This window comes from Noviherbaspirillum malthae, assembly GCF_015352985.1.
GTDB lineage: Bacteria > Pseudomonadota > Gammaproteobacteria > Burkholderiales > Burkholderiaceae_D > Noviherbaspirillum > Noviherbaspirillum malthae.
This window is the reverse complement of the sequence record NZ_JACYXF010000058.1, coordinates 20,336-40,841: the sequence shown is the minus strand read 5'-3', so window position 1 is coordinate 40,841 and position 20,506 is coordinate 20,336. Positions and strand designations below refer to the sequence as shown.

Sequence of the window (20,506 nt, the reverse complement as noted above, 5' to 3'; positions counted from 1 at the left end):
GTCCTTCGCATGGCTTGAAAAATGCCGTCGTCTCTGGAAAAACTGTGAGCGAAAGCTTCATACCAGCGAACAGTTCATTGTCCTCGCGTTCCTCGCTCTCCTGTTAAAAAGATACTGAGCACGCTCTTAGCTGTCTTAGCTGTCTTAGCTGTCTTAGCTGTCTTAGCTGTCTTAGCTGTTAAAGGCATAAAGTACACTCCCTCCCCTTCAAGGGGAGGGGTGGGGTGGGGATGGGTTGAATGCTCCCCCTACTCCCACCCGGAAAAATTTGATCAAGGTCAAGGATTTAAAGCAGCCACCCCAATAGCATCCGCCTACCGTGTCATCTCCGAAACCGCGGCCTGCCTGCGGCGCGAAGACACGCCCCCACCATCCACCACAGGCAGAGACATCATGCGTTTGCGCTCGTCCCATCCGGCAATCAACATCATCCAGCACGACCATGATGTACTCGACGCCGTCTTGCAGGGCATGCTCCAGATCATCCGTACCATTGGCGAAAGCGGCAAGGCGCCCGACCTGAAGGTGCTGCGGGCCATGCTGTTTTATATCCACGAGTATCCCGAGCGGGTCCATCATCCCAAGGAAGACCGCTTCCTGTTTCCCGCGATCCGCAAGCGCACCAAAGCCGCCGATGAAGCCATTCTCGAACTTGAGGTGCAGCACACGCTTGGCGACCGCCTCGTGCTGGATCTCGAGCATGCGCTGAACCGCTACGAACTCGAAGGCGCCGCTGCATTCGATGCCTTTGCGCTGATGGCCGAGCAGTATGCCGGCTTTTACAAGGCGCACATGCGCCTGGAGGAACAGACTATCCTCCCCATCGCCATGGAGGTATTGAACGAAAATGACTGGCGCCAGCTCGATGCCGCTTTTACCGAAGAGAAAAATCCGCTCTCGGGAGACCGAGCCGACATGCAGCAGCTGTTCTCCATGATCGTCAACCTCGCACCGCCGCCGGTCGGTGTCGGTCCCGAACTGTGATCGCATGGCCGACAGTCTTTTGCTTACTCTCAATGTTGGGCCGATCGCCGGGAGTAGAGTCTGAATCAGGGCTACCTGAGGAGGGCGTACCATGAGCGAACTGGAAGAAAACATGTCGGCCGTAGTCTTGTGGATCCGTTGCACCTTCGTCGTACTCTGCATTTACGCCGGAGCCTTATTGATCGCAGGCTGCCAGGCGCTGCAGCAATGGCTGTCGCTGAAACCTCCTGCCGCAAGCAAGCCGGAGGCAGCCCCGGCCCCCGCTTCGGCACAAAGCAAGCTTCCCGGCAGCGCCTGACCATCGCACGCTGGAAAATCCTGCAGAGCCTTCACCGACGATCGCAGTGCAGCAGCATGTCTGTGCAGGACAGACGCGAGATCAGCCGCAACATGCGTTCACTGATGAGGATGCAATGCATATGCATCGCTGGATGAAGGCATGGCCGCAGCCGTTCCAAGCTGCACCGCCTCGTTGAAATAAGCGTCCAGCGCGGCGGGGTCCGGCATGGCTCCCGCCAGCCCCACGTGCCCGTCCGGACGCAGCAGGTAGAACGAAGGCCGCGGAATGCCGGCGCGTTCAAGCTCCTGGTTGTTGACCGGGTCATCCGGTACCACGCAGATACTCAAGAGGCCACCGCTGTGGGCAGGCAGCCTGCCTGCGGGCGGCTGCTGTCCGAACAGCAGCAGGTTGAAGCGGGTATCGTCGAGCTTCGCGAACAGGTCCTCCACCGGACCTGCCCCGGTGAACTTCAGTCGCATCCAGGGAAAGCGATCACCCGGACACGGCGCCTCTTCCGGCAGGCGGGAATGCATGCGCGACAGCGGGCTGTTCCGATAGCGGATGCCGATCTGCGAAATCGTGCGGAACGCCAGCTGGCGGGTGCGGTCCCGCCGCATTGCGATCGCAATGATTCTCTGAATGATCCGCGTCCGAAAGACTTCGGCCAGCCAGCGTTCGGAAATGAGGAAGTTGAATGCCTGATCGGTCGTTCTGAGCAGGCGTTCCGCAACCGGAATGCGCTCGATTTCATAGGAATCGAGCAGGCCCTGGCCGGCGTTCCCCGACAGAACCAGCGCCAGCTTCCATGCGAGATTGTAGGCATCCTGCAAGCCGGTGTTCATGCCTTGTGCGCCGACGGGACTGTGTATGTGCGCCGCATCGCCGAGCAGGAAACACCTGCGGTCGCGGAACCGGTCGGCGTGCCGATGATGCACATGATAAGTCGAGAACCAGCGGCATTCCTGAAACGCCACTGCATCGCCCGTCTCCGACCTTCCCACCTCGTTGCATACATAGGGAGCCACGTCGTCGAAGCCAAGAGCGTCTCGCGAGCGCAGTTCCGCCGGAAGAATGCCGACCACCCGCCAGTGATCCTTGCCGCGCAGCGGAAAGAACAGGTGGAATCCGCCGCGCCATAGATAAACGTTGAGTTCATCCGGCGCCATGGAGCCCGTTGCCTGCGTATCGGCGACATAGAACACATGCTGGTAAGGTGCACCGGAGAAGGGGATATTGCATGCCTCGCGCACCGTGCTGCGCGCGCCGTCGCAGCCGGCCACCCATGCGGCCGCGATCTCGTCGAAGGCGCCGTCCTGCCGTTCTATCCTTGCGGTGACGCCGTCGGCCGATTGAACAAGATCGACCAGCTTGGTGCTCCATTGAATCTGAACGCCTTGCCCGGCAAGCACATCACCTAACAGCGCCTCGTTGTCGTCCTGCCCGAGGATCAGCAGGAAAGGATAGGGGCTCAGGTTCGATCCGATGTCGCCCAACGGCACCCGCGCCGCACGCTTTCCGGCAACCCACATGCTGGCGCCGACGGCACGCCTGCCCATGTCGATCGCGCGTTCCGCAATGCCGAGATGCGCGTAGATTTCCATCGTGCGCGCCTGCACGCCGAGCGCCTTGGTCTGCACCGAGGGACCGGAATGCTGGTCGATGATGGTCACGCGAACCGATCGCTTCGCAAGCTGATTGGCGAGCATCAGGCCAGTCGGGCCTGCCCCGACGATAAGCACTTCGGTATCCATGCTGCCCCCGATACGATGACGAGGCTTCAATGGCAGGCACATTGCCCCGAACGCGGTTCAATGCCTGCCGGCAATCCGGATGGTCCTGCCTCCGGCCTTCATTTTAGGTCCGCGCCACCGCAGTTCAAAAGGCATGCGGAGAGCATTTGATCATGCGCAGGCCTTGCGGAATCATTCCCTGGGCAGCAGACCTGCCGGCTGATGCGTACAATCCTTGTTTTTGCAAGGCATCGGTTCGCGGCGCATCAGCAACGCCGCTCACATATTGATTGAGGCGAGCACATGAAAGAGGGAAACCTTTCTTCCCAGGGACTGGACGCACTCCGCGCGCGGTTCCAGGAACAGTCGCGCAAGGCGCAGGCCTATTACACGGTCATGCACAGGGCACGGGAATTCGCGGGGAACGACGATGCCGCAAGTGCCTGGATGAACGAACCGCTGCCTGCATTCGAAGGCAGGACTGCGGCCCAGCTGGTGAACGAAGGCCGTGCGGATGACGTGCTGCTGTACATCGACTCGCTTTGACCCGTGGCGCCCACGAACTTCAGCCGAACCCTTTTTCTGCATGTAAAAAAATTTCATGCAACGATACTTCCGTCATGCCCGCAGCCGCGCATGACATTCAGATAATTCCACAGCGCCGCCGACATGACAAACATCGAAACCGCCGACATCGTTTCCAATGACATCCGGGTCGATCATCCCCGTGGCCAGCTCTTCGTGCGCATCTGGCAAGGGCCCCAAGAGGCAGCCTCGTTCCGCGAGAAGGCGCCGATCGTGCTCTTCCACGATTCCCTGGGCTGCGTCGACTTGTGGCGCGATTTTCCTGCGCGGTTGAGCGCAGCGACGGGACGCAAGATCATTGCCTATGACCGGCTCGGTTTTGGACAGTCGGACCCGCGCACGGATCGCCCGGCGCTGGATTTCGTCGCCGACGAAGCGACGACGTTCTTTCCGGTGCTGCGCGAGCAGCTTGGTCTGCGAGGCTTCATCGCCTTCGGCCATAGCGTCGGCGGCGGCATGGCGGTCCATTGCGCCGCGCGGTATCCCGAAGACTGCCATGCGCTGGTCACCGTGGCCGCCCAGGTCTTTCCCGAAGACAGAACCCTGCAGGGCATCCGCGCCGCCAAGGAACAGTTCAAGGATGAGGCGCAGATCGATCGCCTCAGGAAGTATCACGGGGACAAGGCGGAATGGGTGCTCGATGCCTGGACCGGCACCTGGCTCGATCCGGCATTTGCTTCCTGGTCGATTGCCGACGTGCTGCCCAAGGTGACATGCCCGGTGCTGGCCATCCATGGAGAGTTCGACGAATACGGCTCGACGCGTCATCCGGAAATGATAGGCCAGCTGAGCGGCGGCCCTTCGCAGGTGGAAATCATGAAGGACACCAATCATGTGCCGCATCGGGAACGACCCGAAGTGACCCTGCGCCTGGTGTCCGAATTCGCTGCTTCGACCCGGTAGAAGAGACTTCAGCGGCCTTGAACGTGGGCGGCACTGCAGCCGGTTCATGATGCCTTCACACCGGTGAAGTGCCTCGCGAATGGGTCAAGCACACGCATGCGCTTTAGCGTGACCGATACGCTTCGGCATGCATGGAATGGTCGATGCCGCGTTCGTGCACCATTTCCTTCCGCTGTCGACGCTTTCCAAGTACGCCCCATACCGCCCGATATCTATCAGGATGACTTTAGGCGAAAACCCGCGTCACCTTCGCCAAACGTCTTCCGAGCATTCGCTTTTCACACTCAGTATTTGCCTGAATGCCGCTCTTTAGAGCGCTTTCGGCTTGACTGGACTCGGTGAGGCCGAGGCGATTTGCCTGCGGAACAAGGCGTGGTGACGCGACATGGCGAGCTCGGCGCCCCCGGGCCATGGCAAGGAGGACTCGGCGTCCCCACACAACGCAGTGCCGCTGGCAAATCGTCCGGGATCGACAGTACAGTCAAGCCGAAAGCGCTCTAGAATACTGCTGCGGCAGGTTTGCGCTTGTGAGCCCTAACTTCGCGGCAGCTATAAAAGATTTGCATTGAATGGAACTGATCTGATCCGGCTTGCCACACATGCTGCCTCAACAGTGAAGATTTCCGCTCGAAGACCATGCATGTTTCCCACAGCCGCCCGACAAGTTCACCTCCAGCCGGCTCCGGTTTCAGCCAGCGGCTGCAGTTTATGCTGCAGCAATTGAATATCCCGGTGACGCCGGGACCCGCTGCCGACGCCTACCTCCTGCGTTTCACCGATGAGCCGAACATCTATGTGATGAGCGCTGCTTCAGGAACCGTGCTGCATGCCGCCTGTGAGGCTGCAGTGCTGCCGCCCGCTCCACCTTCTGCAATGCTCTCCGGACTACTGGCGCTCAATCACAAGCCGTCCGGCGACCTCGACGCAACAGTAAGCCTCGACACAAGAACCGGCACTGTTGTCGTCTCTTCCCGACATCTGCTTTCAGCGGTCGACTCGGCAATGCTGAACACCATCCTCAGTGCCATTCGGCGCAAGACAAATGCTGTTCAAGGCGTTTTGACAGGTTCTCCGGCTGCGAATATGCATAGGCCCGCACACCGCTCCTGGAAAGGTTGACTGCAGTCGCGGTGACACGCCTCGTTTCCGATCAAATTCATCTGCACCGAAATGCCATGAAAACTCCGCCAACTTCCGCTCCCACCACGCCTGCGCTTGCTCGTGCTCACGATTCCAGCCGCTCGCCAACCAATCACGGCGTTGCGCGGGCAGAACCTACTGCTCCTTCTCATATCCCGACAACCCTGGCACCGGCGCAAATAACGGTTGAAAATGCAGCAAATATTTTGCTGGGAATGCGTAACGAACCACTCGTGGTGCAACCAATAACCTGTGTTCCAGCCTCCTTGGAGCCTGTAACGAAAACAATCCCGCTTGCTGCGCCATCACAGGGCACTTCGGCAAATTTCTTGAAAAGACTTTTGCACACAGAAGGCGAAAACGCAGATAACGCTCGGCAAGGCCGCACCATGCAACACTCCTCACCTCTCGGCGAGCCTTCGTCACCTCGCACTATGCATCCCGCCAAGCGTCACAAGGGTAACGACGGCTCGCCACGTGCAGCAACCTCGGCGCCCCATTTTTTCGAAAAACAAGGCCCGGGAACGCTAACTTGCCTGCAGCAGGCGTTCAACAATGCCTGGCAAGCGCATGCATGGGAACTTCCGTCAACCGAAGCATCTCACGGCGCGGATCTTGACCTCGTGTGTACTGGAGACGGACTTGGTGAACGAAAGATGATGCGTCTAGAAATCGACAAAGACCAGCTCGCCGCGCTCAAGCCATTATTGCTTGACGAGCTTGAAAGGATGGTGATCTACCGCGGTACGGTCACGATTGATAGCGGTGTGCAAGGACATTACATTGCCTTGCTCAAGCAGGACGATCGGTGGTACCTGCTTGACTCGCTGAAGGAATGCCCCGTACAAATGGATGCTGCCAAGTATCTCGACGCTTGCCTGAGCGAAGGTACTACCCTGCTGGCTACCGTGCCGGAGCAATCTTCACAACGTGTCAGAAGCATCGTCACCAACTTGTCGCAAGGCGCGTTTCCCTATGCCTGCCGCCTTCTCGGAAAGCTCTATGGCACCCAGCCTATCGAAGAACTGGCAAGCCATCTTGAAGCGCAGGCGTCTTCCGACGTTAGATTGTCGGCATCGAGCCTGTCGACATATCTGGCGGCGCGAGGCCAGAACGCGTCGCATCAGGCTTGGACTGCAGTCGGTAGCGACAGCCAGGATCTGGAGAACGTGCTCAACGAACAATTGCCGCAGCATGCACAGGGCCTGTTGTGGGTGCGTACCGCCCCATACCTCATCGCAGTTCGTCGCCACAATGACGGTTGGCAAACGCTGATGCAGGATCTGCAGAGCAACGATGCAGCGTTCATCAGCCAGACGCCTGCAACACTCTGGTCAGCGCTGCAAGGAAAATTTAATGAAATGCACGAGGCAGCAGGCGATGTACGGAAGGCCGAAATCCAGTCTGACCGCAGGGCGGTTGATTTCATTAGTCTTGATAGTGATTTTTCCGCACGCTGGCCTGAGGCTGCCTCGGTAGAAAGCTTATCGCAAGGTCAAGTGCATGACAGCAAAGTCGGCGAGGTCCGTCTTGTGAAGGCTAGTCGTCCATATTATGCAGCTATGGAATTTGATTCTACTGGAACGCTTCGGTGCGCAGCATTTCATTTCGAGAAAGCGACAGGAAAATCTGGCAAAGCAGAAGCCAAACTAAATGCGGAGAAACGCGCTGAGGCTGCCATGGCTGAAATTCGTAATGGCGGATTCAACTTCGAAACGCATCGTGAAAAATTATGGGAGCTAAATGGTGGGAACGCGTTCAGCGCATGTCCAGGTGTAAGTTACAACTCGAGCACTAAGCGGTGGCAATTGGATTTTGGTACTCTTAAACTTGGCGAAAAGAAAACATGGACATCAAGGCGTCTTTTGCTTAAATCGCTTCAAGTCCAACACTCTCCAGGCAGCGAAGTTACCAGGGAAGACATTATGAATACACAAAGAATAATCGAGTCATACTGGGGAGACATGATGACTAGGCAAATTAGCCGAGAGCAATGGAATGAGGAGCTTGCACACAAAAACTATCCAGTCAGGAAGCCTGCAGAACATCATAGCAACGTACCGTTTGTAGATTGGGATAAAACACACACCTCTTGGGTTGTAAGTTACTTCGAATCCCCAAAGAAAGGGAGCATTAAGGTGGGAAAAACCAGGAATTTTCATGCCAAGAGTAATGAACAGAAAGACATAGATGCTGCACTTGAGAATGCTAAAGATTTTGCGAGCGGCGTCGAGCTTGGCCGTTATCCAAAAAAGCAGTCTTCGACCAAAAAAACCCGCAAAAAGTAAGAGCACCGTCGGCAACACCACGTTGTGATATGGCCTAGTAGTGTGCGCGGAGAATTCCGTCCGCATATCAAAGCGGATGATCGTTGTCGATAGCGGAAAGCGTCACCGAGGATCGCTAAAACGCCGGACTTTTTCCCCAGACGTTTAAGGCACTGTTCCGGTCGGCAATCCTTCATCTACATGCGTAATGGTATTCGGGGCGCAGTTCCCTCGAATACTTCCGGCATGCATTCAGCCCGGCAAGCCTGTCCCCCTGCTCATGCAAACAAAACCGGCAGCCGCATCACAAACCTGGCGCCGCCCAGCGACGACGTTTCCACTGCAAGCGTGCCGCCATGCAGCGACACCGCTTTCCGCGCAATGGCCAACCCCAGTCCGAAGCCGCCTGTTGCGCGGTCGCGGCTGCGGTCCAGCCGGTAGAAGGCTTCGAAAATGCGCTCCCTTTCCTCGGCCGGCACGCCGGGTCCGTCATCTTCGACAGCAATTTCCAATGCTTCATTGCCAATGCGGCTTGCGCTCAGCCTGACGTTCTGCCGCGCATAGTTGGCCGCGTTCAGCAAGAGGTTGTCGACAGCGCGCACCAGCAGGCGGCGGTCCCCTGTCCAAGCCTCCAAGCCTGTTTCAAGCACGCATTCGAGCCGCTTGCCGCTGAAAGCATGCTCGCTGCGCTGCGCGCATTCGCGCAATGCCTGCGCAAGATCGAAAGGCGCGCTCTGCAATCCTTGCTGGCCGTCCATCTGCGCAAGGCGCAGCAGTTCATTGACCAGCGCCTTCAGCTCATGCACATCCTCTTCCATGGACTGGATGCGCGTCTCGCGCTGCGGTCCGGCCGGTGCATCGCGCAGCAGCTCCAGGCCGAATTCGATGCGCGAGATGGGCGTGCGGAGTTCATGCGAGACCGAATGCAAAAGGCTTTTCTGCGCATCCAGCAAGCCTTCGATGCGAACGGCCATCTGGTTCATGCGCACGGCGAGCGGCTGCAGCGCCGAATGCCTGTTGGTTGCGGCGCGTGCCGACAGCCGGCCTTCACCGAGGCTGTCGGCCACTTTCGACAGCGCCAGCAGTTCGCGCCAGTGCGCGCGCGACCAGATGCCGAGCGGGATAAGCACGCATAGCGCCACGATGAGATAGCGCAGCAGTTCCGTCTTCAGTTCCAGACCGATATCGATCGGCAGCCGGCTCACCTGCAGCACGTCTTCGTCGCTGCCGACGTAGCGGTCTCCTTTGAGATCGACGCGGCGGTAGAAAGTCCTTGAACCAATATCCAGCACCACGCCGCCCTGCTGAAGCAAGGCATGTTCACGCGGCGGAAGACGCTCCTGCGCCGCACTGAGAGGGATCAGTTCCATGTTGAAGCCCGACACTTCGCGCACCTTGTTCAGCCGCACCAGCCATTCGTCGGCAGGCGCCAGGTCGATGTACTGCTCGAGCAGGAAGATGGGCCCGGCAGCCTGCTTGCGGGCGATGTCTTCCAGCGGGTCGCCGAACAGCAGGCGGATAGCGAAGTAGATCGCGACGGCCGCGACCGCGATTGCGGCCGCGATCAACGGCGCCATGCGGACGAAAACGCGGTTCATTTCAGTCCCAGGCGGAGGGGCTGAACAGGTAGCCTTCGCCCCAGACCGTCTTGATCCTTTCGGCCGCGGCATCATCGAACTTGCGGCGCAGGCGCGACACGCAGTTGTCGATGCTGCGGTCCTGGCCGTCGAATTCGATGCCGCGCATCTTTATCAGGATGTCGTTGCGCGACATGACCTGTCCGGCCGACTCTGCGAGAATCAGCAGCAGCTTGAACTCGACGCTGTTGAGCGCAACCGGCTGGTTCCGCCAGTGCACCGCGCGATCCGCCTTCGACAGGCGGAATGCGCCGAAGACCAGTTCGCCCGCCGGCGCGGCGCTGGCCTCGAGACCGCGGCGCAGCAATGCGCGCAAACGGGCAAGCAAGACCCTGGGCTGCACCGGCTTGTTGATGTAGTCGTCCGCGCCCTGCTCCAGGCCGGAGACCTCGTCGAACACGTCTTCACGCGCCGTCAGGATGAGGATGGGCACCCGGCTCGCTTCGCGAATCTGCCGGCAGACGACCATGCCGTCCAAGCCCGGCAGCATCAGGTCGAGCACCACGACATCGGGCCGGGTCTGGTGAAAGCGCGCAAGAGCCGTATCGCCGCGGTTCACGACATCGACCGCGAACTCGTAGCCGGCAAGGTAATCGGATACCAGTGCCGCAAGCTTTTCGTCGTCTTCCACCAGCATGATTCGATACATCGCATTCCTCCCAGCCCGCATTGTATAAGCAGAATTGCATGCCAGATATCCGGCATCGGGCTTTGTACAAATTCATGACAATTTCAGTACCGGCCCGGGAAGATTTCCTGCCGACGCTTGATTACGATGCGTGCTATAGACCCGGCCAACATGGCGGGCATGCAAACGATATTGTCTTGAAGGAGCAATCATGATGCATCAACGGTGGATGAAGTCCTGCCTGACTTCCCTTCTTGCCGTCTCGGCCGGCGCACTGATCGCCGCCTGCGGCGGAGGCGGCAGTGCGGCCCAGGGCGGCGGTTCGCAATCGCTCTCGACCGGCGCCGTCATGGCGGAAGGGCAGAGCCTGCCGTTCGAGCTGTTCTCCCCGGCCGCCGCACAGTCGGCCATCAGCCGGAAGAAGCTGGTTGCGGTGCGCGATGCGCAGGCCTGGAATGCGCTCTGGTCGGAACATGCCGGTCCGACTTTCGCATATCGCCCCGCGCCCGCGGTCGATTTCTCCAGGAACATGGTGATCGGCGTTTTCCTCGGCAGCCGCGGCGCCTGCGACCGGGTGGAGATCGCCTCCGTCAGGCAACCGCCGGGACAGGCAAAAATCGAAGTCAGCTACCGCGACATTCCGCCGTCGCCCGACATGGCCTGCATCGCCAGCATCGTCAATCTCGCCGTGCTCGCGACCGTGCCGCGCAGCGACCTGCCGGTGGAATTCCTGCAGTTGCCGGCCCGGCCCGCGAGCGATCTGGTCATCCGAAGCGGCTGGGAGTTCGCACTTTGTACCAACAATTGCAAGGCCGAGGTCGAGATTGCCAAGGAGGGAGCCACCCTGAACGTGACGCCGCGGCCGAATGCGGGCCAGCAGGATAGGCGTGGTCTCTGGGGCCAGGTATCGCCAGAGGAGTGGAATACCCTGGCGGCCAATTTCGGCAGCCTGCCCGACCTGGTAGTCGGTTGCCCCGGCTGTGCCGACGAAGGCCGCGAGTGGATCGAAGTTGAAAAGGACGGCAGGAAGAAGCGCGTTGCCGTCAGCTGCGGCATGCCCTTCCCCAATGCCGATGCCCTCGCCGGTACGGTGCGCGCCATCCGCAGCCGCCTTGCCGCCGCGCTGGGCGTGCCACAGGCTTGCTCGCCCGGCAGCATTGCCTTCGAAAGGCTGGCGCCGGCCGTGTTCACATCCCGCATCGCGGACAAGCGCTTCGTCACGGTGCGTGACGCCTCGGCCTGGACGGCGCTGTGGAACGAGCATGCCGGCGAAGGAAGCGTGCCGCCCGCGGTGGACTTCAGGGAAAAGATGGTGCTGGCGGTATTTCTGGGCCGCGAATCGGTCACCTGCGGCAGCATGCGGATAGAAACCGTCAGACAGCACGGCAACCCGGCGCGCATCGAAGCGGGCTATCGCGTCACCGATCCCGGACCGGATGTCATGTGCGTCGCCGCCAACATCAACCAGAGTGCGTTCGTGACCGTTCCAGCCAGCTCATTGCCGGTCGAGTACGTGAAGCTGCAGTAAGTGAGGCAGGTTCGGCCTTATCAGCATGACACGCCGTGCGCTCGCGATCACCTGCCTGATTGTTCTCGTGCTGACGGCATGGTGGCTGTTTCGGGAATGGGCGCCTGCGCCGCAGGGCAAGGCCGCGAAGGTACCGGCCTCTCAGCCGGTGCCGATGGTGCCGGTGCTTGGATTGCGCGGCTGATGCCGTGAAATGCAGCTGCGGGCAGTGTGATGCGTGGGCGAATCTTGCTGCCGTCTACCGGAAAAACTCCATACAATACCCGCTTTGCATGACGGCAATTCGGCCATCATTCTGGAGATCCGCAGTGACGCGCGCCCTGACTTTCCTACCCTGCCCGCACGGGCCCGCCCTGACTCTTGCCGCACTTCTGGCCGGCTTGCCGCCTGCTGCGAGCGCGCAGGCCCCCGCCGCGCGCATGATGCCCGACGGCAGCAGGGATCTTTACGTCGGCGCGGGGGTGCAGCGCGCGCCGCGCTATCAGGGCGCCGGCGAACGCGATACCGATCCGGCGCTGCTGCTGCAGCTGCAATGGAGCAACGGCATCTTCGTATCCGGCCTCAGCGCCGGCATGCATCTGACGGAAGGCAGCCGTTTCGAATTCGGTCCGCTGGTTTCCATCGAACCCGGCAGGGATGCCGCCGGCCGGCAGCGTGCTTCCAGCATCGGTGGCGCCGGCGGCCTCGACATGCCGACGTTCGGCGCGTCAATCCCGGCATCGGTGACTACGGCGGAAATCCTGCGCTTCAACCGCGTCAAGACGTCGCCGCAGGCCGGAGGCTTCCTTAACTACTATTTCAATGAAAACCTGCGTCTTGCCGGCAGTCTGCAGTACGGCGCGGGCAACGATCATAACGGTCTGCTGCTGAAAGCCGGCCTGCAGCAATCCTTCACGCCGGCCGCTCATCACCGGCTCTCGCTGGCGGCGGCGGCGACCTGGGCGAACACCCGCTACACCCGCGACTATTTCGGCGTTTCCTTTTCCTCGGGGTCGCCGATCGCCTACACGCCCGGCTCGGGTCTGCGCGACGTGCAGCTTGCCGCGAACTGGAACTGGGAATGGAGCCCGCGCTGGCTGATGGCAACGCAGCTGTCGGTGACGCGGCTCAAGGGCGATGCCGCCGACAGCCCGCTGAGCGAACGCCGCACCGGCATCGGCCTGCGCACCGGCATCGCCTATCGCTTTTGAATACGGAAACTTCATGACTCCGCTCCCGCGTCTTTTTCTGCAGCTGCTTCAGCCTCTTGTGCTGCTGCTCGCGGGAGGATGCATCGGCGCGGCAAACGCGGTGGCAGCGGAACCTGCGGGAGCAGCCGTGCAGGCGGCGGCTCCGAACGGAGACTGGATGAGTTATCGCGATGCCTACCGCACGATGATCCGCTTCGAAAAGTACGGCAAGCCCAAGCAGCTGATCCAGAGCCATTTCCGCGTCGTGCCGAAGGAAGAAGGCGTGTCGCTCGACGGCGTGCGCCTGACGCTGACCGGCCCTTCCGGCAGCCTCAACCTGCTGCTGGATGCGGCCGGACGCGCAGTGTTCCCTTTCCTGAAATCGGCCTTCGACGAGAACGCCCGCCTGCAGTTGAACCGCATCGGTGATCGCTACACCATGCAGCAGGCGGTATCGATCATCCCTCGCGCCGACGGCATCTACGATGTCGCCGATCTGCAGTCAGCCTGCGAGCAAACCCTGGCCTATCTGCGCGACATCGGGAAGCCGGGCATGCAGGGCAGGAAGTGCATCGGCGTGCGCTTCGCCTATCCGCGCCAGGCCGATGACCCGCAGGTATCGCTGCGGGGAGGCGAACACAAGGACGGGCTGCTGCAGATCGAAGAAGCCCCGGCGTTCACGGGCGATGCGGCGCCCCTGTTCAAGACCGTCACCTATCGTTTCAACCAGCGCCCGGAGAAAAGCCAGGCTCAGATCCATACCCAGCAAAGGCCGGTGGCGATCACTGCGGTCTTCGACTGATAGCACGGGCCCGCCCGCGCCACGTTTATCATTCGGTTTGACCGACATTTCCGAAAGACCACGATGCAGTTTCCATCCACGGCGAAACACGCCATTCTTCCGCTTGCAATGCTGATGCTGTCTTCCAGCGCATTCGGCCTCGACTGCCAGAAGGCAATCACCACGCCGGAGCTCAATGCATGCGCATCGATCGACCAGAAGAAGGCCGAGGCCAACCTGAACAAGGTCTATCAGCGCGTCTTGAAGACCTTGGGCCAGGGCGAGTCTGCAACGTCGTCGGAGGCCTCCCTACGGAACGCCTTCGTGGCCGCGCAGCGTGCGTGGATCAAATTCCGCGAAGCCGATTGCAATGCCGTCCATCAGAAATATGCGGGCGGCTCGATCAGGACGGTGATGTATCTCGGCTGCATGCAGAATCATGCGGAAAGGCGCATCAAGGATATTGAAGACTTCGTTTCGGAGTAGCGGCTCGGGGATCAAACATGGCAGATGCGCCGCCGGAGAAAATGTCGTCATCAGGAAAATGAGCGACAATGGCCGCTGGAACGGCTGGCCGATTGTCAGGCAGCGGGCTGCAGGACCACACCCCGGAGGAACTTGCAATGCATGAAGAGAAGGAATCCCTGTACGTCTCGGACCTGTCTGCGCTGGAGCGGATCTACGGCGTTCCCGCGGCGGCCTCGGTCAGCAAGGAGATCGACTATCTTCATCCGCACTACAGGGCGTTCATCGACGCCTCGCCGTTCCTGGCGCTGGCCACATGCGGGCCGGGCGGCCTTGATGTATCGCCCCGAGGGGATCCGAAAGGTTTCGTCGAAGTCCGCGACGACAAGACGCTGCTGCTGCCGGACCGCCGCGGCAACAACCGCATAGACAGCCTGCGCAACATCGTTTCCGATCCGAGGGTAGCCCTGCTGTTCATGATTCCCGGGATAGGAGAAACCCTGCGCGTCAACGGCAGGGCGAGAATCCTGATCGACCCGGCGGTACTGAACCGTTTCGCCATCGACGGCAAGCCGCCGCGCTCGGTGCTCGAAATCCATGTCGATACCGTTTTCTTTCAATGTTCGCGCGCGATACTCCGTTCCCGCATATGGGATGCGAGCGAACAGATTCCGCGCGCTTCGCTGCCCAGCCTGGGTACCATACTGCAGGACTTGAGCCGGCAGCAGATCGATGGAGAACAGTACGACCGGGAATTGCCCGAGCGCCTGAAGACCACGATCTATTGACATTCCCTCACCTCCGCGCGGGCAGGGCGCCCTTTCGGTATTTACCCACGCGGGGCGCGATGCTGCGCGCCCCGTCCTACACAATGCGTATCAGAAACCGTCTACTGCTGCTCGTCCTCGCCCTGTTCCTGCCGATGTTCGTGGCCTCGGCGCTGGTTGTCTGGTATGTCTATCGGGAAGAGCAGAAGTCGCAGGAGCGTTCGGTGGCGGAAACGGCGCGCGCCTTTGCGCTGCTGGTCGACAGCGAATTGCGCGTTCGAGAAGGCATACTGCAGACCATGGTGAATTCGCCCTCGCTGCAGAACAGCCTGCGCAGCAAGGATTTTTCCCTCTTCTATAGCTATGCCCGCAACATGGCGCCGAACCCCGATACCGCCATCGTTCTGAGCGAGCTCGACGGCAGGCAGATCTTCAATACACGGGTCGAGTTCGGAGAACAGCTTCCGGCGCGCCGCTCGTCCAACCTGACGGAACTCGTTCACAAATACGGCGCCGATTCCACCCTGGTGTCCGACCTGTTCTTTTCCCAGGTGGGCGAACGTTACGACTTCAACATACAGGTGCCGGTAAGGGTCGACGGGCAGGTCCGCTATTTCCTGATCATGGGTATCCAGACTGCGCAGCTGCAGGCGCTGTTCCGGGCGCAGCGCTTTCCGGCCAAGTGGATCGGTACCGTGGTCGACCGCAAGGGTACGGTGGTGGCGCGCAGCGCCGACCCCGAGCAGAACGTGGGCAGAGTGCTGCGCGAGAGCAGCCTGCAGCAGCTGGCCGCCGGACGCGAGGGCGTCTATCGCAGCGTGACGCTGGACGGCATTCGGGTGAAGGCTTTTTACAGCCACGTTCCCAACGCCGACTGGACGGTCCTGATCAGCATTCCGGAAGCGGAAGTACGCCGCGTTGCGTTTCGCGCGGCCGCCCTGCTCGGCGCCGTCATGGTGCTGCTGCTGGCACTGGCCGTGATCGCGGCGCGCCGCTTCGCCGCAGGCGTGATCCGGCCCATCGAGGATCTCGGCAGGACGGCCGACCGCCTCGGACAGGGGCAGGAAGTCGCTTACACGTCGCAAGGACTGGCCGAGGCGGATACGGTGGGCTACACCATGGTCAATGCCAGCCGGCAGATCCTTCGCGCCAAGGCCGAACTGGAACAGCGCGTTGCCGATGCGGTGTCGGCCTTCGAGCGTGCCCAGACGGCGCTGCTGCAAAGCCAGAAGCTGGAAGCGCTCGGCCGCCTCACCGGCGGAATTGCGCATGAATTCAACAACCTGCTGCAGACGCTGTCGACGGCGCTGCAGCTGGCGGAAATGACGTCGGACCGGCAGCGCATGCAATCCCTGATCGACACCTGCAAGAAGACGGTGGACCGGGCGACGTCATTGACCAGCCAGCTCAGCTCCTTCGGCCGCATACAGGATGCGCGCCTTGCCACGACCAGCGTGAAGGAACGTGTCGACACTTTCGTGCAGCTGGTGCATAACATTCTGCCGAGCAATATCACGCTCGAAGTCGACTGTGCGCCGGACCTGTGGCCGGTGACCGTCGATCCGCTGCAGTTCGAACTGGCGCTGCTCAACATCGCGCTCAATGCGAAGGATGCGATGCCCGAAGGCGGCAGGCTGCGCGTGCAGGCGTCCAACGTCGACCTGCAGCATCCGTCGCATGGCCTGCCGGCTGGCGGGTATGTCCGCATCACGGTGTCGGACACCGGTGCCGGCATGCCGCCGGATGTGCTGGCCAAGGCGCTCGATCCGTTTTTCACCACGAAGGGCGTGGGCAAGGGAACGGGTCTGGGTTTGCCGCAGGCTTACGGCTTTGCCACCCAGTCGCACGGGATGCTGGTGCTCAACAGCACTCCGGGTGCCGGCACGTCGGTCGGCATTTACCTCCCCAGGTCGGCGCTCCCGGTTTCCGTCCCATCCGGCAAGGAGGGTGCGTGGCAGGCCAACGGCATCGATGCAGGCAGCACGGACCGCGGCACGACCGTGCTGCTGGTGGAAGACGATGCGCTGGTGCGGGAAGCCGTATTGGCGGCATTGGAAAAAGCCGGCTTCCGCATGCTTGTCGCATGCTCGGGCGATGCGGCGCTGGCGATGCTGGAATCCGGCGTGCAGCCTTTCCCGGATGTCGTGTTTTCCGATATCGTGATGCCGGGCCAGATCGGCGGCATCGAGCTGGCGAAAATCGTAAGTGAGCGCTTCCCCGGAATCAGGATGGTGCTCAGCACCGGCTATACCGACAAGCGGGTCGAGATTCCCGGCGTGCACCTGCTGGCCAAGCCTTACGAGATCGGCGCCGCGGTGCGCCTGCTGAGCCGAAGCGGCAGCTGAGCTTCACGAAGGACGCGCATTGTTCCGGCCAGCCTGCATCGGCCGGTGCCGTCATCTGCGATACGCGTCAGTCGTGAATGGCAGCCAGGCTTTTCTGCTCGGTACGCTTTGGCGCTGCCATGCTGCTGGACTCGGGCGTGAAGTCCTTCTCGGGCCATCGTTCCATGGCTTCCGGCAAAGGTCGGGATATGTACACAAGCGCGGGATTGGCGGCGGTCACCTGGCCGCAATGCGGGCATTCGATCACGCCCGAAGGCATTCCCTGAGAAAAGCATTTGCTGAAATGTTCAACCTCGTAAGGCCTTCCGCAAAAGACACTGCTGCACTTCTCCAGCCGAACTGACATGGCACGTCTCCTGGTTTTTTATATAGTCTTTTTAAGTCATGCGGCTCATTCAGCATAGCGCTTATTTTCCGGAGTTCAAGGAAAGTCCTGCACGCGGAATACACCGCAGATTCTCGGGACCGGCGGCGCTCTCCTCGCTTGCCTGATTCGTATCGCCCCGACAGATCATGCAGCTCCGCGGGGTTGGAATTCAAATCATTTTTATCACTCGTTTTTTCAGGACAGCGGAGCTAGGATGTGGATAGCCGGCTCCCGCCGGCCTATGGTCCGATAACCCTGCGTCAACCCATGCGATGACTATCCAACATCAGGCCCCGGAACAAAAAATCGAAGCGCTCGAGAAAGCGTTGAACGACAGCCAGGCCGAACTTCTGCGCGTGCAGGCGGAGCTGGCCGAATCCACGGTCATGTACCGGACCACCTTCGACATGGCGGCCGTCGGCATCGCGCACACCACGACCGGCGGGAAATGGCTGCGCATCAATCCCTTCTTCTGCAAGCTGCTCGGCTACAACCTGGAGGAACTGGAAGGCAAACTGTTTCAGGATCTGACTCATCCCGACGATCTTCCGCAAGACCTGAGCGGCCAGGAAGACCTGTTGAACGGAAAGATCGGGTCCTACCTGACCGAAAAGCGGTACATCGGCAAGAACGGCGAGCCGCTCTGGGTGCACCTTGCGGTTTCACTGGTGCGTGATGAACAGGGACAGCCCAGATTTTTCATCTCGGTCGCGAAGGAAATCAACAGCCGCATACTCAGCGCCTTCGAAGTGGACCAGAGCCGTACGCGGCTCAAGGCCGTGCTCGACAGCCTGAGCGAAGGCGTCATCGTCTTCTCCAACACCGGCACGGTGCTGGAAGCCAATCCGGCGGCGCTCACGTTGTTCGGTTATGCCGACAGCAGCGAAATCAGTTCCGAAGCGCAAGACTTGCATGCAAGCTTCGAAGTCTGGACCAAGGAAGGCGTCGCGCTCCGTCCCGAAGAGTGGCCGGTATCGCTGATGCTCCAGGGCCAGCCCGTGACCAATTCGGAACTGATCATCCACCGGCGCGGTGCGGCGCGCACCTGGATCGCCAGCCTCAGCGGTTCCATCGTCAAGCCCAGCGAGCAGCTGCCGCCGCTCGGCGTGCTCACCGTGCGCGACATCACCAAGCGCCACATGGCCGAAACCGCCCTGCGCGTCAGCGAGGAGCGCCTGCGCCTGGCCTTCGACAACATTCCCGACATGGTGATCATCTATGACACCGCGCTGCGCATTCAGTATGCGAACCGCGCCGCGGCGCTCAATGTCGGCAAGAGCGAGCAGGAACTCACCGGCAAGCGCGACACCGAGGTCCGGCCGCAATCGATCCTGAACCTGTGGCGCCCCCTGCTGCATGCGGCGCTGGTATCGGCAACGATGCAGAGCGACGATTTCGACGTTCCTTCCGACAGCGGCCTGCGCAACCTGGCGGTTTCCTGCGTGCCGATCACCGACCTCGGCGGCACGGTGCGCGAAGTGATGGTGATCTGCCATGACTATACCGAGCGCCGCCAGGCCGAGGAAAGGGTGCGCCAGGCGGCCCTGCATGATCCGCTGACCGGCCTGCCCAACCGGGCGCTGCTGTTCGAATACGCGCGCCACATCTTCAGTGCGGCACGGCGATCCCGGCAGCAGGTCTCGATCGTGTTCATCGACCTCGACCGCTTCAAGCCGATCAACGACATCCACGGTCATGAAGCCGGCGACACGGTGTTGCGCCAGGTAGCGAACCGCTTGCGGGCCAGCATGCGCGGCGAAGACATCGTATTCCGCCTGGGCGGCGACGAATTTCTGGCGCTGATGCCCCATGTCAACGGCAACCATGCAAACAATCACCTGGGTCATCACGCAGGCAATCATGCCAGCCTCCATGCCGGCGACAAGATGGCGCGCCATCTGATGGATGCGCTCAGCCGCCCCTATCAGGTCGGCTCACTGGAACTCATGCTGTCCTGTTCGATCGGCATCAGCATCTTCCCGGACGACGGCGAGGAGGTCGATACCCTGATCAGCCATGCGGATGCGGCGATGTACCTGGCCAAGCAGATGGGCCGCAACAATTTCCAGTTCTATACGGCAGCCCTGGCCGAGCGCATGCACATGCAGTCGATGATCGAACAGGGGATCAAGTCTGCGCTGTCCAAGAGCGAATTCCGCCTCTGCTACCAGCCCCTGGTGGACATGCGGACCGGCGAGGTGGTCAGCGTGGAGGCCTTGCTGCGCTGGCCGGGCAACGGCCTGGGGCCGGACCGCTTCGTGCAGGTGGCGGAAAGCACCGGCCTGATCGAACGCCTCGGCGAATGGGTACTGTCGGAAGCCTGCCACCAGCACAGCGCATGGAAGAAGGACGGCCTGCCCGCGATACCGATCGCGGTGAATGTCTCGCCGCTCCAGTTCCGCAAGAAGGACTTCACCACCTATCTCGAAGACGTGATGCTCAAGCACCGCATCGATTCCGAGGCCATCCAGATCGAGCTGACCGAGACCGCGGTCATGGAAGACATCGATCATGCGATCGCGATCCTGAGGCATTTCCGGCAAAAAGGCATCAAGATTTCCCTGGATGATTTCGGGACCGGCTATTCCAGCCTCAACTACCTGAGCCGGCTGCCGCTGGACAAGATCAAGGTGGACAAGTCCTTCGTGCATCGGCTGGAAAGCGACACCGCCAGCCGTGCCATCACCGAGGCCATCATTGCCATGGGCCGCACGCTCAATCTCGAAGTCGTTGCAGAAGGCATCGAGACCGCCTCGGTGCTGGAGTACCTGCGCAACCAGGGCTGCCACCAGGCACAGGGCTACCATGTCTGCAAGCCGGTGATCGGCGGCGAGTTTGCGGCATGGTACCGTACGCGCTCCCTGCCCGACGGCGCCGGCATGCATTGAACATCTTTTAGAAAAAGCAAAACGGCCGGGCCGGTGCGGGAT

Annotated in this window: 18 protein-coding genes and 1 pseudogene; 15 read left to right on the top strand and 4 right to left on the bottom strand. The window is 60.9% G+C overall.

Annotated elements, in window-relative coordinates:
• The 3 genes and pseudogenes from IGW03_RS30160 to IGW03_RS30150 all read left to right on the top strand — a co-directional run.
• Window positions 1–118 (top strand): annotated as a pseudogene (locus IGW03_RS30160) (IS5/IS1182 family transposase); the annotation flags it as partial.
• 275 nt (window positions 119–393) lie between these two features.
• Window positions 394–984, top strand: coding sequence for a hemerythrin domain-containing protein (locus tag IGW03_RS30155; protein WP_194726169.1), 591 nt, complete (start codon window positions 394–396; stop codon window positions 982–984).
• Between the two features lie 91 nt (window positions 985–1,075).
• The gene (locus IGW03_RS30150) at window positions 1,076–1,282 is read left to right on the top strand and encodes a hypothetical protein (protein ID WP_194726168.1); all 207 of its coding nucleotides are present in this window, start codon (window positions 1,076–1,078) and stop codon (window positions 1,280–1,282) included.
• Between the two features lie 98 nt (window positions 1,283–1,380).
• On the opposite strand, the gene IGW03_RS30145 is transcribed toward IGW03_RS30150, so the two are convergent.
• Window positions 1,381–3,015: an FAD-dependent monooxygenase gene (locus tag IGW03_RS30145; protein ID WP_194726167.1), complete on the bottom strand. Its 1,635-nt coding sequence runs from the start codon at window positions 3,013–3,015 to the stop codon at window positions 1,381–1,383.
• Between the two features lie 282 nt (window positions 3,016–3,297).
• Between IGW03_RS30145 and IGW03_RS30140 the strand changes: the two genes are divergently transcribed.
• The 4 genes from IGW03_RS30140 to IGW03_RS30125 all read left to right on the top strand — a co-directional run bounded on the left by IGW03_RS30140 (window position 3,298) and on the right by IGW03_RS30125 (window position 7,910).
• The gene (locus IGW03_RS30140; RefSeq protein ID WP_194726166.1) at window positions 3,298–3,540 is read left to right on the top strand and encodes an MbcA/ParS/Xre antitoxin family protein; all 243 of its coding nucleotides are present in this window, start codon (window positions 3,298–3,300) and stop codon (window positions 3,538–3,540) included.
• Between the two features lie 123 nt (window positions 3,541–3,663).
• Window positions 3,664–4,482, top strand: a complete 819-nt coding sequence (locus IGW03_RS30135; protein ID WP_194726165.1) for an alpha/beta fold hydrolase — start codon at window positions 3,664–3,666, stop codon at window positions 4,480–4,482.
• 636 nt (window positions 4,483–5,118) lie between these two features.
• A complete protein-coding gene (locus IGW03_RS30130; RefSeq protein ID WP_194726164.1) occupies window positions 5,119–5,601 on the top strand; it encodes a CesT family type III secretion system chaperone in 483 nt (160 codons plus the stop codon).
• A gap of 56 nt (window positions 5,602–5,657) precedes the next feature.
• Window positions 5,658–7,910 carry a hypothetical protein gene (locus IGW03_RS30125; protein ID WP_194726163.1) on the top strand — a complete coding sequence of 751 codons (2,253 nt, stop codon included), beginning with the start codon at window positions 5,658–5,660 and terminating at the stop codon, window positions 7,908–7,910.
• A gap of 257 nt (window positions 7,911–8,167) precedes the next feature.
• Here the strand turns inward: IGW03_RS30125 and IGW03_RS30120 are convergent, their stop codons facing one another.
• Window positions 8,168–9,487 (bottom strand): ATP-binding protein, encoded by a 1,320-nt coding sequence (locus tag IGW03_RS30120; RefSeq protein ID WP_194726162.1) that lies wholly within the window; start codon window positions 9,485–9,487, stop codon window positions 8,168–8,170.
• A gap of 1 nt (window position 9,488) precedes the next feature.
• On the bottom strand, window positions 9,489–10,175 hold the full coding sequence (locus IGW03_RS30115; protein WP_194726161.1) for a response regulator: 687 nt from the start codon (window positions 10,173–10,175) through the stop codon (window positions 9,489–9,491).
• A gap of 190 nt (window positions 10,176–10,365) precedes the next feature.
• On the opposite strand from IGW03_RS30115, the gene IGW03_RS30110 reads away from it, so the two are divergent.
• From IGW03_RS30110 to IGW03_RS30080, 7 genes are all read left to right on the top strand, one after another.
• Entirely contained in the window at window positions 10,366–11,682 is a 1,317-nt protein-coding gene (locus IGW03_RS30110; RefSeq protein WP_194726160.1) for a hypothetical protein, read from the top strand.
• Between the two features lie 25 nt (window positions 11,683–11,707).
• On the top strand, window positions 11,708–11,866 hold the full coding sequence (locus IGW03_RS30105) for a hypothetical protein (protein WP_194726159.1): 159 nt from the start codon (window positions 11,708–11,710) through the stop codon (window positions 11,864–11,866).
• Between the two features lie 124 nt (window positions 11,867–11,990).
• Window positions 11,991–12,872 carry a MipA/OmpV family protein gene (locus IGW03_RS30100; protein WP_194726158.1) on the top strand — a complete coding sequence of 294 codons (882 nt, stop codon included), beginning with the start codon at window positions 11,991–11,993 and terminating at the stop codon, window positions 12,870–12,872.
• Window positions 12,873–12,885: 13 nt separating this feature from the next.
• Complete coding sequence (locus IGW03_RS30095) at window positions 12,886–13,653, top strand: hypothetical protein (RefSeq protein ID WP_194726157.1); 768 nt, start codon at window positions 12,886–12,888, stop codon at window positions 13,651–13,653.
• A 63-nt stretch (window positions 13,654–13,716) separates the two neighbouring features.
• Entirely contained in the window at window positions 13,717–14,118 is a 402-nt protein-coding gene (locus tag IGW03_RS30090) for a lysozyme inhibitor LprI family protein (RefSeq protein ID WP_194726156.1), read from the top strand.
• Window positions 14,119–14,255: 137 nt separating this feature from the next.
• Window positions 14,256–14,885, top strand: a complete 630-nt coding sequence (locus tag IGW03_RS30085) for a pyridoxamine 5'-phosphate oxidase family protein (RefSeq protein ID WP_194726170.1) — start codon at window positions 14,256–14,258, stop codon at window positions 14,883–14,885.
• 83 nt (window positions 14,886–14,968) lie between these two features.
• On the top strand, window positions 14,969–17,209 hold the full coding sequence (locus tag IGW03_RS30080; protein ID WP_194726155.1) for a hybrid sensor histidine kinase/response regulator: 2,241 nt from the start codon (window positions 14,969–14,971) through the stop codon (window positions 17,207–17,209).
• A 67-nt stretch (window positions 17,210–17,276) separates the two neighbouring features.
• Here IGW03_RS30080 and IGW03_RS30075 read toward each other — a convergent pair whose 3' ends face one another.
• Window positions 17,277–17,555, bottom strand: a complete 279-nt coding sequence (locus tag IGW03_RS30075) for a hypothetical protein (protein ID WP_194726154.1) — start codon at window positions 17,553–17,555, stop codon at window positions 17,277–17,279.
• Window positions 17,556–17,848: 293 nt separating this feature from the next.
• Here IGW03_RS30075 and IGW03_RS30070 point away from each other — a divergent pair, with 293 nt between their 5' ends.
• The gene (locus IGW03_RS30070; RefSeq protein ID WP_194726153.1) at window positions 17,849–20,464 is read left to right on the top strand and encodes a sensor domain-containing protein; all 2,616 of its coding nucleotides are present in this window, start codon (window positions 17,849–17,851) and stop codon (window positions 20,462–20,464) included.
• Window positions 20,465–20,506: the final 42 nt, after the last annotated feature.

Bases quoted from the DNA above. Each gene is read 5' to 3' on its own strand.
- IGW03_RS30110 (WP_194726160.1), top strand. From the start codon at position 10,366: ATGATGCATCAACGGTGGATGAAGTCCTGCCTGACTTCCCTTCTTGCC.
- IGW03_RS30130 (WP_194726164.1), top strand. From the start codon at position 5,119: ATGCATGTTTCCCACAGCCGCCCGACAAGTTCACCTCCAGCCGGCTCC.
- IGW03_RS30150 (WP_194726168.1), top strand. From the start codon at position 1,076: ATGAGCGAACTGGAAGAAAACATGTCGGCCGTAGTCTTGTGGATCCGT.
- IGW03_RS30145 (WP_194726167.1), bottom strand. From the start codon at position 3,015: ATGGATACCGAAGTGCTTATCGTCGGGGCAGGCCCGACTGGCCTGATG.
- IGW03_RS30070 (WP_194726153.1), top strand. From the start codon at position 17,849: ATGACTATCCAACATCAGGCCCCGGAACAAAAAATCGAAGCGCTCGAG.
- IGW03_RS30090 (WP_194726156.1), top strand. From the start codon at position 13,717: ATGCAGTTTCCATCCACGGCGAAACACGCCATTCTTCCGCTTGCAATG.
- IGW03_RS30125 (WP_194726163.1), top strand. From the start codon at position 5,658: ATGAAAACTCCGCCAACTTCCGCTCCCACCACGCCTGCGCTTGCTCGT.
- IGW03_RS30085 (WP_194726170.1), top strand. From the start codon at position 14,256: ATGCATGAAGAGAAGGAATCCCTGTACGTCTCGGACCTGTCTGCGCTG.
- IGW03_RS30115 (WP_194726161.1), bottom strand. From the start codon at position 10,175: ATGTATCGAATCATGCTGGTGGAAGACGACGAAAAGCTTGCGGCACTG.
- IGW03_RS30140 (WP_194726166.1), top strand. From the start codon at position 3,298: ATGAAAGAGGGAAACCTTTCTTCCCAGGGACTGGACGCACTCCGCGCG.
- IGW03_RS30135 (WP_194726165.1), top strand. From the start codon at position 3,664: ATGACAAACATCGAAACCGCCGACATCGTTTCCAATGACATCCGGGTC.
- IGW03_RS30105 (WP_194726159.1), top strand. From the start codon at position 11,708: ATGACACGCCGTGCGCTCGCGATCACCTGCCTGATTGTTCTCGTGCTG.
- IGW03_RS30095 (WP_194726157.1), top strand. From the start codon at position 12,886: ATGACTCCGCTCCCGCGTCTTTTTCTGCAGCTGCTTCAGCCTCTTGTG.
- IGW03_RS30080 (WP_194726155.1), top strand. From the start codon at position 14,969: ATGCGTATCAGAAACCGTCTACTGCTGCTCGTCCTCGCCCTGTTCCTG.
- IGW03_RS30155 (WP_194726169.1), top strand. From the start codon at position 394: ATGCGTTTGCGCTCGTCCCATCCGGCAATCAACATCATCCAGCACGAC.
- IGW03_RS30120 (WP_194726162.1), bottom strand. From the start codon at position 9,487: ATGAACCGCGTTTTCGTCCGCATGGCGCCGTTGATCGCGGCCGCAATC.
- IGW03_RS30075 (WP_194726154.1), bottom strand. From the start codon at position 17,555: ATGTCAGTTCGGCTGGAGAAGTGCAGCAGTGTCTTTTGCGGAAGGCCT.